This window comes from Aporhodopirellula aestuarii (assembly GCF_023701485.1).
Taxonomy (GTDB): domain Bacteria; phylum Planctomycetota; class Planctomycetia; order Pirellulales; family Pirellulaceae; genus Rhodopirellula; species Rhodopirellula aestuarii.
In genome coordinates this window covers 84,222-97,437 of record NZ_JAMQBK010000022.1, presented here as the reverse complement: position 1 = coordinate 97,437, position 13,216 = coordinate 84,222, and the positions used below count along the sequence as shown (strand labels likewise).

The window sequence follows — 13,216 nt, the reverse complement described above, 5'->3', positions numbered from 1 at the left end:
TTGTAGACGAGCAGCTCGCTGGCTCGTCTCGTTGAAAGAAAGAGTTCACGGTTGCCCGCCACGTTAGCTGGACAGCGTCACTATTTACCATCGTCACAATTCACGTAGCTCGGTCGCTCGGGACGTCGATTGTTTTAGTGCCTTTTTTAGCGGAACGGCGCAAGCCGTCCGGTCCCGAGTCACCGGACGGCTCGCGCCGTTCCGCTACATTTGAAATCCTTCAGTAATACAATCTATGTCCCAGCTGTCCGGGGCCACACCGAGTTGGAATGCTGACAAAGCACTAGCCGCCCAGTTCTTTGGCGGCATCGGTTGGTTGCGACGAGGCCGGGGGGACTCCTTTGGCGGATTTGTTTTCGACGGCTTTTGCGGCTTCCGCTTTCGCACGAGCTTTTGCCCGTTCCCGTTTGCGGGACCGCCACATCGTCCACACCGAGCCCAGGATGAAACTGACCGCTGAACAACCCAACAGTAACAGCGTCAACGGATAGCGGCCGCTGAAGAACAGCAGGTCAATGTCCACTTCGTGGTGGTTTTGGAAGGCCACCACAATGACGACGAGGACGGCGATCAGGAACAGAAAATAGCGGAGTTTTTGCAACATGACGCGAAAAGATCGGATTGAAAAAGATTTGCTAGCAAAAGGTTTGCCTGCATAATAAACGTCTTGGTGACCGAGTTCACAGGACATTCTGATCGACGAGACGAAAGGCAGCCAGGACGCCGATGCCCGGATCGAAAACGCCCGTATCGAAAGCACGAAAACCGCTCGCCCAGCAAACGTTCGCGTTCTGGGAACCGGCTGGCAATCCATGCGACCGTCGGGTGGGGCACGCGTCCACGTCGCCAGAGGTGCGTGTTGATCGTACACCACCTGCCCATTCGCTGCGGAAGCGGCCATCTTTGGCGGATTCGGGAGCTTTGGCTGAGAAAACCGCCGATGAAGCGGTTTCGGGGCCTCGTGCTGAGGACATCGTCGGTTCTTCTCAGTCCGCAACACCGCTGATCAGCCGCGAATCGTTGATGGCGGATTTGCGAGGACGGGCGGCGGCGATTGCGTCCAATCCCGCGATGGAATCGGCGGCGCAATTTTCGACGGGATCGCCGACGATCGATTCTTGGTTACCCGGCGGCGGGTTGAAGCGAGGGTGGATTTGCGAATGGGTGGCTGGACACGACGCCAGCGGCGCGTCGACGCTCGCGATGTTGGCGGCGTCGTCGACGATCAGGCCCCCTCGAAAGGTTGAGCCCGCGACGGTCCAGAGTCTTTCTCGCGGTACCGATCTGATGCGCACGGCCCGCGTCTCTTCGAATCCGGCGTTTGCCCATGGGGGGCCGATCATTGTGGTGGATCCGACGGCGACGTTTCATGCCGCCGCCGCGATTGCGTGCGGGATTTCGCCTCAGCGGATTGTGGTTTGTCGATGTCGCACTCGGGCGGACGCGGTTTGGGCGATGGATCAGTCGCTGCGTTGTTCCTCGGTCGCGGCGGTTTGGGCCACTTTGCCGTGGAACCTCAACGATCGGGATGCGAGGCGGTTGCAGTTGGCAGCGGAAGTGGGGCGAACTCCAGGGCTGTTTGTTTTACAATCTTCGGCTCGGGTGCGTCCCTCGTTTGCTGCGGTCCGTTTGCATGTCGCTTCGGTGGCAGTGGACGCATCGCAATTGTCGGCCGATCAACGCGTCGCGGCTGGTTTGCCGGTACGTCCGCCGTTGGATTTGCGAGTGCTGCATGTGAGTTTGGACCGCGCCAGGGGCCAGCGACAAAACGAAGCGTTTCTCGCTGTCACCCCTGATGCCCGTTTGCATACGCTCTCGTCGGCAGCGGTGGCGCAGCTGCAAACGCCGCAACGAAACATTCCAACCCCCGCAGGCTCTCGACATGAAGCGGTTGCTGTGCCTTTGGCTGCCCGATTGGCCGATCCAACGTCGACGCATCGTGGCCGAGACGCCGGCACCGGAGCCAACCGCCGGGTCGGTTGAGCCGGCTGATCCACCCGCGTTGAACTCGCCCTCGGCGGCAGAAGATCGACTCGGCAAGCCGGTTGTTTTGTGGCACACCGATCCGCGTCGAGGGCGTGTCGTTGCGGCGGCCTGTCCGCGGTCCATCTCCGCTGGCGTGCGACTGGGGATGCCGATCGCGCAGGCGGCCGATTTAGCGTCGCTGACGGATGCGGTTTTGGAACCGTATGACCGCGATGCCGATCGTGCATCGTTACAGTCCTTGGCGATCGAGCTGCAGACTCACGTCAGTCCGCAGACCGCTGTCGAGACCCTCGAGCGGTTCAAATGGTCCGGTCGATTTCGTCACGACCCCGAGTCGATCCTATTGGAAATACAAGGGGTCACACACCTGTTCGCTGGCAAAGATGCCGCTGAGTGTGACCCGCCTGATCATCCAGGCCGCTCGGGAGAACTCGGATTGTTGTCGGCGGCGGCACGGATCCTGAGTCAGCGAAACTTGTGGGGACGGTTTGCGATCGCCGATACGTTGGGGGCCGCGTGGGCGCTCGCCAACCATGCCGTCTCGCAAGGATCCTCGCGACCAAGCAAACGACGCGGCGCCATTTCGATTCGGGACACGCATCAATTTTTTGTCTCCCCGCCCGGACGGACAGTCGATGCTCTGCAAACGTTGCCGTGTGCGGCGCTGCGGCTGCAACCCGACGTTGTCGCCACGCTCGATCGGCTCGGGGTCACCACCATCGGCGGTCTACTGCGTCTGCCACGCGAGGGACTCGCCACTCGGCTCGGTCCGGCGTTGTGTCAACGGATCGCGCAAGCGACGGGTGAGGTGGAAGAGTCGGTGATCGCGATCGCATCGCAATGCGAACACACCGCGTCCTTGGAACTTGAGTATCCCACTGACGCTGTCGATTTGCTCGCCGATCGAATCACCCGACTGATTGGTCAATCGACGGCGGCGCTGCATGCGATGCAGCGGGGCGTGCTGCGGTTGCGGTGCCAACTCGAGTTCACCGAGCATCCGCCGATTGTTTTAGAAACCGGGCTGTTCGCCCCGACCCTCGATCAATCGCATCTGACCGCATTGATGCTGGGGGCGTTGGAAGGGGTACGGCTCGGTTCAAAGGTGACTCGCATGAGCGTGGGGGTGGCGCAGCATGCGGCGTTATCGAGTCGTCAGCCATCGATCTTTGGTCCCGATTTCGCGTCTTCATCGAACGAAGATTGGACTTCGCAAACCGAAGCGGCGAGATTGATCGACGCGTTGGCCGGACGACTCGGGGAAGACGCGGTGCTCGGTGTGCGGGTCAGCGACGATCCGTTGCCGGAGAACGCGATCGCGGATTTTCCGTTGACGGCTCATCGTTTGAAGGCCGAAGCGAAGAAGGCGAAACGCGCCGCCCGCCAACTGACCGCGCGGCAGCGTGCGGCTGACGATGCGATGGAAAGTGAATCGCGGGAGCGGCCGGGCGGAGGCTTCGGCAGCGGTCCACAAACGAGTGATTTGGGGCGGAGGCCGATCGAGCTGCACGCCGAACCGCATCCGATCACGCCGTTGGAGTCGCCCGCGCCAGGATTGCCACGCGGTGATACCCACGTGAGCGGTCCGGGCGGAAGTTTTCCTTCGCGATTTCGCATCCGAGGACGGGTCGAAAAGGTGCACAAACATTGGGGGCCTGAACGGATCGAGACTCGCTGGTGGCGGGGGGCGTTGATCCGTCGTGACTACTTTCGCATCGAGCTCGAGAATGGTGCTCGGTTGTGGATCTACTACGACCTCGGTGATGGCACAGGCCGTGTTATTGCCGAAGACAAACGTTGGTATCTTCATGGCCGGTTCGCTTGAAAGGCTGCTCACGATCGTTGTTCCGCTCGGCTCGGTAGCATCGGATTGAGTAACGACGCGGCAGTAGCCTGTCGGCCGGTTCAGTTTTCTAGACGAGAGAAAGTTTCATGAGATATGCGGTTGTCGGTAGTGGCGCGGTAGGCGGTTTGTACGGTGGGATGTTGTCCCGCGGAGGCCAGGACGTTCACTTTCTGTTGCGATCTGATTTCGATCACGTTGCTCAGCACGGGTTGCGAATCGATTCGGTCAACGGCGACTTTGTGTTGCCAAAACCGAACATTTATCGCCGAGCCCAAGACATGCCTTGCTGCGACGTGGTGATTGTGGCGTTGAAGTCGACCAATAACGCGATGTTGGCCGACACGCTTCCGCATCTTGTCGGGGAAGGTGGTGTTGTGTTGACGTTGCAAAACGGATTGGATGTGGAAGCCGATTCGGTTGCCGCGGTGCCCGGCCACGGGGTGCTCGGCGGGTGCTGTTTTTTGTGCAGTAACAAGGTCGGACCCGGTCACATTCATCACCTCGACTACGGGCGAATCGTGTTCGGCGGATACGAATTCGCCGGACGGCCCGAGGAAATCCGCGATATCGGTCAGCGGATCGTGGCGGAGATGACCGCGGCGGGGATCGATGTGCAGTGGACAGATGATCTTGCGGCGGCGCGGTGGCGAAAGTTGATGTGGAATGTGCCGTTCAATGGGCTGTCGGTGGTGCTCAACGCATCGACGGATGCCATCATTGGTTGTCTTGCTTCGCGGGGGCTCGCCGATCGGATTATTCGCGAGGTGTACCAGGGAGCGGCCCTATGCGGTGTGTCGATCGAGGAATCGGCAATCGAGAAAACGATGCGGCATACTGAAACGATGGTCCCTTACGACAGCAGCATGCGGCTGGATTACCTCCACGGACGGCCGATGGAGGTGGAGGCGATTTTTGGTAGTCCGTTGCGGGCGGTGGCCGAGCGATTGACGCAATTGGCTGCTGAAACGTCGGAAAAACTGCCCCATCCGATGCCCTCGGTCAGGATGTTGTGTGAACAGTTGCAATTTTTGGATTCACGGCCCGCTGCGGCGTCGAATCTGAACGGCTGAGCGACTATCTTGTTGGACGTGAAATAATCTTTTTCGACCAATGTGTGATTGAAAACTGAAATGTCTGACGTCTTCAGCCAGAGCGGAACCGCTCGATCCGAGATCTACTCCGACCTGGCGTCCTTGCGCTTGATCGATCCGCACACGCACATCAATCCGCATTCGCCCGCGTCGACGACGCTCGCCGATCTGCTCGGTTACCACTATTACACCGAGTTGGCGCACTCGGCGGGGATGCCGAAGTCGCGGATCGAGGAGAAGGGGATCGGCCCCAAGGAGCTGGTCGAACGGCTCGTCGGTGGGCTGGCACCGCTCGAAAACACGGTCCAGTACAGTTGGCTGATCGCGATCTGCAAGACGTTTTTTGGATTCGATGAAGATCGCTTGCATCTGAACAATTGGGAATCGCTGTATGACCACAGCGAGACGGTCATGTCATCGGCCCAGTGGCCCGATATCGTGCTCGACCAATCGAACGTCCAAGCGGTGTTCTTGACGAATGATTTCGACGACGATCTCGTCGGCTTTGATACCGACCGCTACATCCCCTGTCTGCGCACCGATGACCTCGTATTCCATTTAGCCGACCCCGTCGTGCGTGAGCGGTTGGCTAAATGCACCGGCATTGAACTGGACGGTTCACTGTCGAGTTTGCGTGCGAGCTTGCGGGTGTTGTTCGAGCACTTCGTCGGCCGCGGTGCGCGGGCCTGTGCGATTTCACTGCCACCGACCTTCACTCCCACATCGGTTCCCGACGGCCGCGCGGCCACTGCCCTCGACGCGGTCCTGCGTAGCGGATTGATGGCTGACGAGAGTCACCGTGAGGCACTCTCGCGGCGAGTCTTTTGGACGCTCGCCGAATTATGCGACGAATTTCAGTTGCCGTTTGATTTGATGATCGGTGTCAATCGCAAGGTCTATCCGGCGGGAGTCTACCAAGGTCAGGATTTGTATGATTCGCGGGTTTCATTGATCCAGTATCGCGAACTGTTCAATGCGTTCACCGACGTCAAATTCCCTGTCTCGGTCTTGGCGAGTGTCACAAACCAGGAACTCGTTTCCTACGCGTGGATTTTCCCCAACGTGATTCCAAACGGACACTGGTGGTACAGCAACACGCCGTCGAAGATTGCGCACGACCTCGCTCACCGATTGGAAGCGGTGCCGCAAACGAAGTTGATCGGATACTACAGCGACGCGTACAAACTCGAATTCGTCTGGCCGAAATTCGACATGTACCGCAAGGTGCTCTCGGGCGTGTTGGCGGACAACTTTGTTCGCGATCAGGGGTGGTCGATCGAGCGGGCCGTGGAACTCGGCCGCACCGTTTTGAAAGACAATACCGAAGAAGTTTTCCCCCGACCGGCGCGGTCGACAACGCCCGAATCTGATTCCTCCACGTTTGGCGACGTTGCCGGCCTAGCGGGAGCGGGAATCGCCGCGGCCGGACTCGCGGTTGGATCCAGCGAAATCGACGAGGTCGAAGAGATTGACGATCTAGGTTCGCTGAGCGGGATTGAAGCCGCCTCCGATCAGGATGGTGAGTTGGCCGGCGAGAATGAAGTCGACGAGAACGATGACGACCTCACAGGCGCTGCCGGAGTCACGGACTTGGCAGCCGTTGCGTCCGCCGAAACGCTGCGTGATGAAGCTCCCGGCGAGGAATCACCGATGCAGTTGCTCGAAGGTTTGGATGCGATCGAGGAGCCCACGACCGATGAACTTGCGGACATCGAGCTGGTCGATCCGGCACCGGTTTTACCGGAAGCGAAAGTAATTGATGAACCGCAGCTCGAAGGCAAATCAGCCGACGAAGATAGATTCGCCGTCGACGACATGGGAGAAACGTTCGACACCGTTGTGTTGGATCCCAACTTCGCATCGACGCCACGACCCGAAACGCTCGATTCAGAATCGCAAGATCATTTCGCAAGTGCCGACGAAGTGAAATCGGATGTGGACGGACACGATGACTTCGATGCCGATAGCGATTTGGGAAGCGCGTTTGGCAAATCCGATGACCTCAAGCCGGAATCATTCTCAGAAGACTCGGCCGCGACCGTGGTGGAAGTGCGAGACAGCGGCACGATCGGTCTCGACGAATCGTTGGGAGAAGATCCCGTCACGGAGGCCGACGCGTCTAACGAGATGGGGACCGCAACGGAGCCTGGCGGATCAGACGAATCGGATGATTCCGCTGCCGAATCGAAAACCACGGATGAGCCCGAAGCAGAAAGCACCGAGTCGTCTGAAGCAGTTGCGGATGCCGGGTCTCGCCCAGACGGGGATCAATCGGATCGGGTTACCGACGCTGACGAGGTGTCTCATGACAGCGATGACGATTTCCTGATCATGGAAGATGATTCTCAGGAAGGTGCGATCGAGGCGTCGGCGGACTCCGAATTGGATCCGTTGCCGATGGACGACGAGCTAAATGAGCTCGATCTCGACGATGTCGAGTTGCTCGACCCGTCGGCTGAACCGGTCCATGATGCGGGGACGATCGCTACCGTCCTTGACGACGTGCCGCTCGACGTAGGCGATTTAACGTCGGATGAGGATGAAGGCGAATCAGGGGCTCCTCAAATCCAGCAGCTCCGCGGGGAGTCCTCCTTCGCCCCCGACGACGATTCGTTGCAGTTGTTATCCGATCCGCTGACCGGCGAATTGCGATATAGCCCCGCTGGGGAGCGTGAACGCCCGGAAAATCGGGATCCGGGCACCGACGACGATAATGATGAGTTCAACCTTAGTTGGCTAGACGACGACGATGATGCGGACAAAATCGAGAGCTGATTTGCGTTCGGTGCCGTGATTTCCGAGTCGATAGTCAATTGACGTTGTCGCGGGACTGGTGAATTTTGTAGCGTCGACGGACCACGGGCTGTTCCACACACCCGGGCACTGTCCCTCTCGCGACATTATTCGCAAGGTTATTCGTCATGCACGCGATCGAATTTCGCCCACTACGTCGACGATTTTTCTGCAATTCATTTGGTCCCGTGCTTGCGGGCGCCTTTGGTCTCACCGTGATCTCGACGCTCGGCGGGTGTAGCCAAGGTCGGATGTTCTCTCCTCTGGCGAGTCGCCGGACGATGGACAATTCGGCGCCCTCGATGCACGGACCCTCGCTCGGAGGACCTGCCGAGATGAGTGCCCAGGCAGCGACGCGGGGCCAAGCGAACGCCAACCAAATCAGCGTGACGAGCGAAAACGCCGTTCCTGAAACGGAGATCGAGCCCGTCGAACAGCGACTCGCGACACCGCAAACAGGTCGTTCAGCCCAAGTTCGTCAGGTTTCACACCAGACCAATCAATCCACGCCGGCGAAGCAGGCTGAGCAACAGGTCGAAGTGCGTCGCGAAGTCGACCCGGACATGTTCGCCCAGAACATCGCTCAAGCCGCAAATGTGTCGCCGGCAAAGACGGGCACCAAACCATCCTTGTCAGACACCTCGCTCGATCTGCCCGACGGGTATGACGGTGTCGACGTCACCGAATTGATGAGTGCGTTGCGAGACGCACCGCCAGAAATACAAAAAGCTGCGATCGCTCGGCTAATCGCCATGTCGCGAAAACGGGCCCGTCCATCGACACGCCCGCGTGGCATCGAAGAGGCATTGGCGGCATCGTTTGATTCCTTGCCAGAACTTCCTGAGGAAGTCGTCGACCGCGGCGTCAGCCCAACTCGGATCGGTGGTGGTCCCGCTTCGGCAGCTAATACCGCGTCCTCTCCAGAGAGCAGACCCGACGTTAAAACCGTTTCCGCAGTCGCATCGATGCGTGAAGACGGGTCGTCTGCGATTCACACGGCGGCCCATGAGACGCTTTCCGATTTACCCGAGGAAGGTGCAATGGATGTGGCCAATGTTGACGTGGCCGATTCGGCCTACAAGGCTGACGAAAATGTTTCGCTCGCCGTGATTCAGCCACCGATCGCAAGTACCGCGGCCACCAGCACGCCGCCGGCTTTCTCTCCGGCGGACATGACGGACGCGGAAATGTTCGACGCTTTGGTCGCCCGTCTGCAAAAGAAGGTGCCGGGCGAAAGCGAAGCCGATCGACACCGACGACAAGTCGTTGCTCGCCACTTGATGGTTCTTGCGGGCGATCCCGATCGTGCGGTCGATAACCTCGAAGGACTGTCCAACGAAGAGCAAGAATACCTACGTCATCAATTGCTCGGCCTTTGGACGATCATTGATCCCAAGGGGCATCCGGTACCGTCGCATCGCTTTAGTTCGGCACTGCCTGAGATTCGCAAAGCGACCGGGTATCTTGCCGCAGCGAGCAATTCGTTAGAAGTTCGCTCACTCGAATTTTGTACCGAGATCGAATCGTACGGACAGATCAAGCCATTCCCGAGTCGGCGTTTTGCCGCCGGTCAAGAAGTCATTCTGTATTGCGAGATCGAGAACTTTGTCGCCCAATCGGTTGAGGGTGGATTCGAAACAAGGCTGCAAGGCAGTTACGATTTGCTCGACCAAAATGGCCGACGTGTATCGAGCCAAACGCTACCCGAAGATCAGCAGATCTCAAAAAATCGGCTGCGTGACTATTTCATCGCCTACCAGATGTACCTCCCCGATTCGATCGAACCGGGCAATTACCAGTTGCGTCTAACGATGGAAGACGTCAACGGCAAGAAGTACGGCCAATCAACGGTTGATTTTCAAATCAAACGTTAGAGTGGCAAGAGCATTGAGGGACGACCAAGCGATCTCTCGCGGTACTTTCTGTGATGACTGCGGTTCATGATCCAGGGGGCTCACGGGCCACACCCCGATCAACGGCCGGCTGACGTCGGATAACCGTGCAAGCTACCGCAGGCGTTTCGATGCGAATGCGGCTCGAGAGGGAACGCAATATCGGGCCGCCTACCGTTGCCTGAGATACCGATTGCGGGCAGACTAGGTGATGTCCCGCAATTGCCACCTCGCCGTTGTTCCGCCGATATTTTCGGCGTCGTTCGGTGGGAACGCCCGAATATCTGCATGTTCGTGGTGAGTGCGATTGGTTCCCCCTGATGGGACAGTCCCCCGACGTGTCGTCTGCGTGAGGCTTTTCCTCGTCCGGCACGCTGCTCCCGATCCTCATCCGATACGCTGCCCTGATGGCCAAATCCCGATCCGCGCCAAAAACGAACGACCAGATGTTGCTCAGCGGGTTCGAGGAGGACAGCGGAATCGCCGAACCGACCGAGGCGGCGGCACCACCCGACGTCGATGCCGCAGCCGAAATAGCTGAAAACGTCGAGCCAACCGAGTCGGTGACATCCGACGAATCAAAAGAGGTGAGTGCGCCAGCGGCCGCAGAGCCAACTATCGAAGAATCAACCCCCGAAGAAGCCACACCATCGGCCGCTGTGCCGCCGTCGATGTCGGATGTGGCCCCCGAGGACAACCAGCCCGCGACGATGCGGGTTCGCGAAAAACGCGTGAAGGAAAACGCAGTGGAGCGTCGTGAACGCCACGCCGCCGTCGGGATCTCGGATGAATCGCTGCCCCAAATCCTTCGCCGTCCGATTGAACCGACCGAAGGCGAGCCGACTCCGGATTTGACCGACAAACTCGTCGTGGTCATCGATTCGCATTCATTGATCTACCAGGTCTTCCACGCGTTGCCGCCGATGACCAGCACCGGTGGGTTGCCGGTTGCCGCGGTGTACGGATTTGTCGGTGACATGCTCGAGCTGATCGCGCGTAAGAATCCTGACTACTTGATTGCCACATTCGACAAGAGCGAGATCACGTTCCGCAATCAGTTGTTCCCGCAATACAAAGCCAACCGTGATTCGATGCCCGATGAATTGCGGCAACAAATTCCGTTAATCCGGCAAGCGGTCGACGCAATGGGGATCGGCATCATGGAGGAGTCTGGCTTCGAAGCCGATGATCTGCTTGCCACGGTTGCGGCCAAGGTCGAAGCGGCCGGTGGAAGATGCCTCGTCGTAACGAGCGACAAGGATTGCCGGCAATTGATCACCGAGAAGACACAGATCTACAACCTGCGTAAGGATGAGATCATTGACGCGGTGAAGTTGTGGGAATTGTGGGGCGTGCGTCCCGATCAAGTAGTGGATTATCAATCTCTCGTTGGCGATCCGGTCGACAACGTTCCCGGGATTGCGTTGATCGGACCGAAGCTCGCACAGAGCTTGCTCGAACAGTACGACACGCTCGAAAACGTGTTGGACAACGCCGACAAAATGACCGGTAAGAAACGCAAGCAGAACCTCATGGAAGGTCGTGAGAAAGCGTTGCTCAGTCGCGAACTCGTCGCCCTCCGCAAAGACGTCGATTCCCCGATCCCATGGAGCCGATGCGTCCGCAGTGCGGCTGACCTTTCGCGTGTCGACGCGTTGTTGCAGGAGTTCGGCTTTCGCAGACTACGCAGCCGTGCGGCGGAGATATTGGGCGACGGTGAGAGCGAACCGGTCGAATCACAATGGACGACGCAATACCAAACGATCACGACGCCGGAGCAGCTGACCGAACTCGCGGAATTGCTCGCCAAACAGAAACTCATCGCTGTCGATACCGAAACCACCAGCACGCATGCACGCGGTTGTGATTTGGTTGGTATCTCGATTGCCTGGGATTCCGGGAAAGCGGCTTATATCCCGATCCGGGCACCGATGGGGGAACCCACACTCGAAGAAACGCTGGTGATCGAAACCTTGCGGGATGTCTTTGAGTCATCTGAGATTAAGAAGGTCGGGCACAACATCAAATTTGATGCGATCGTCCTTCGTTCAGCGGCGGGTAAACCACGCCCTGACAATGCCGATGGCGATCGCATCTCCGGTGTCAAACTCGGTGGGATCGAAACGGATACGATGGTTGCCGATTACCTGCTCAATCCAGGTGGTCGCAATCACACGCTCGATGACCTATCCCGCCGCCGACTCAATCACACGACGACGTCGATCAAGGAACTGATCGGCACCGGCAAGAAACAAATCCGGATGGATGAAGTTCCGGTCGACGAAGTTTCTCCGTACGCGTGCGAAGACGTCGACGTGCCTTTGAGGCTCGCCGAGACGCTCAATCAGGAACTCGACGACGTATCGCTTGGTGAGCTTTACCGTACGCTCGAGATGCCTTTGATTGAAGTCTTGATCGAGATGGAAACCAACGGGATCCGCGTCGATGCGGAAACCCTCGCGGAAATGAGCGGGCGGTTTGAAAAGGAGATCGCCGACTTGCAAGCGGTTGTGTTTGCCGCCGCGGGACGACAGTTCAACCTCGACAGTCCCAAACAGCTTGCCGTCGTCTTGTTTGAAGAACTCGGTTTGCCAGTGATCAAAAAGACCAAGACGGGCATCAGCACCGATGCCGATGTGCTTTCACAACTCGCCGTGAATCACGACGTTGCAAAGCACCTGCTGCAGTACCGTCAAGCGACCAAACTCAAGAATACGTACATCGATGCGTTGCCGCAGTTGATCTGTGAGAAGACGGGAAGGGTGCACACATCGTTTCGTCAGGATGTGGCCGCGACGGGGCGGCTGAGCAGCAGCGAGCCAAACCTGCAAAACATTCCGATTCGGACGGAACAGGGCAAAGCGATCCGGGGTGCGTTCACCGCGAGTGACCCGGGTTGGGTGTTGCTCGGGGCTGACTACTCGCAAATCGAACTGCGGGTCTTGGCCCACTACAGCGGCGACGAAGCGTTGTTGAGGGCGTATCGCGAAGATGCCGACATTCACACCCGCGTGGCCGCGGAAGTCAACGACATTGCGGAAGAGGACGTGACCAGCGATCTGCGACGGATTGCCAAGACGATCAACTTTGGAATCGTCTACGGTCAAAGTCCGTTTGGTTTAGCCAAAACGCTCGCCATCTCCAAAGATCAGGCTCGCGATTACATCGAGCAGTATTTCCAGCGTTACTCAGGAGTGGAAGCATTCATGATGGATACGCTCGCCCGCTGCCGCACCGAGGGTTACGTCTCAACGATGCTCGGTCGACGGCGAGAGATTCAAGGCGTGCGTGATCTGTCGAAACTGCCCGAAACGAAACGTCGGAGTTTGACGGAGGCGGAACGCATCGCGATCAACATGCCGATCCAGGGGACGGCCGCGGACCTGATCAAACTCGCGATGTTGCGTGTTCATGAGCGGTTGGCTCAGAGCGATTTGCAGGCTCGGCTACTGCTACAGATTCACGACGAATTGTTGCTCGAGACGCCCGCCGACGAAGTCGAGCCGTTGACGAAAATGATTGTCGAGGCGATGACCGGAGTGATGCAGCTCGACGTGCCGCTGAAGGTCGACGTGGCGTCCGGTCCGACTTGGGCAGATTGTTGAGGG

Annotated in this window: 7 protein-coding genes; 6 read left to right on the top strand and 1 reads right to left on the bottom strand. The window is 58.5% G+C overall.

Going from position 1 to position 13,216, the window contains the following annotated elements:
• Positions 1-283: 283 nt before the first annotated feature.
• Positions 284-604 carry a LapA family protein gene (locus tag NB063_RS07460; RefSeq protein WP_250928135.1) on the bottom strand — a complete coding sequence of 107 codons (321 nt, stop codon included), beginning with the start codon at positions 602-604 and terminating at the stop codon, positions 284-286.
• 122 nt (positions 605-726) lie between these two features.
• Here NB063_RS07460 and NB063_RS07455 point away from each other — a divergent pair, with 122 nt between their 5' ends.
• The 6 genes from NB063_RS07455 to polA all read left to right on the top strand — a co-directional run bounded on the left by NB063_RS07455 (position 727) and on the right by polA (position 13,213).
• On the top strand, positions 727-1,983 hold the full coding sequence (locus NB063_RS07455; RefSeq protein WP_250928134.1) for an ImuA family protein: 1,257 nt from the start codon (positions 727-729) through the stop codon (positions 1,981-1,983).
• A gap of 148 nt (positions 1,984-2,131) precedes the next feature.
• Positions 2,132-3,811, top strand: coding sequence for a DNA polymerase Y family protein (locus tag NB063_RS07450; protein WP_407652567.1), 1,680 nt, complete (start codon positions 2,132-2,134; stop codon positions 3,809-3,811).
• 107 nt (positions 3,812-3,918) lie between these two features.
• Complete coding sequence (locus tag NB063_RS07445; protein ID WP_250928132.1) at positions 3,919-4,902, top strand: putative 2-dehydropantoate 2-reductase; 984 nt, start codon at positions 3,919-3,921, stop codon at positions 4,900-4,902.
• Positions 4,903-4,962: 60 nt separating this feature from the next.
• Positions 4,963-7,698, top strand: a complete 2,736-nt coding sequence (locus tag NB063_RS07440) for a glucuronate isomerase (RefSeq protein ID WP_250928131.1) — start codon at positions 4,963-4,965, stop codon at positions 7,696-7,698.
• 146 nt (positions 7,699-7,844) lie between these two features.
• Complete coding sequence (locus NB063_RS07435) at positions 7,845-9,590, top strand: hypothetical protein (protein WP_250928130.1); 1,746 nt, start codon at positions 7,845-7,847, stop codon at positions 9,588-9,590.
• A gap of 425 nt (positions 9,591-10,015) precedes the next feature.
• On the top strand, positions 10,016-13,213 hold the full coding sequence (gene polA, locus NB063_RS07430) for a DNA polymerase I (protein WP_250928129.1): 3,198 nt from the start codon (positions 10,016-10,018) through the stop codon (positions 13,211-13,213).
• The last annotated feature ends 3 nt before the right edge of the window (positions 13,214-13,216 follow it).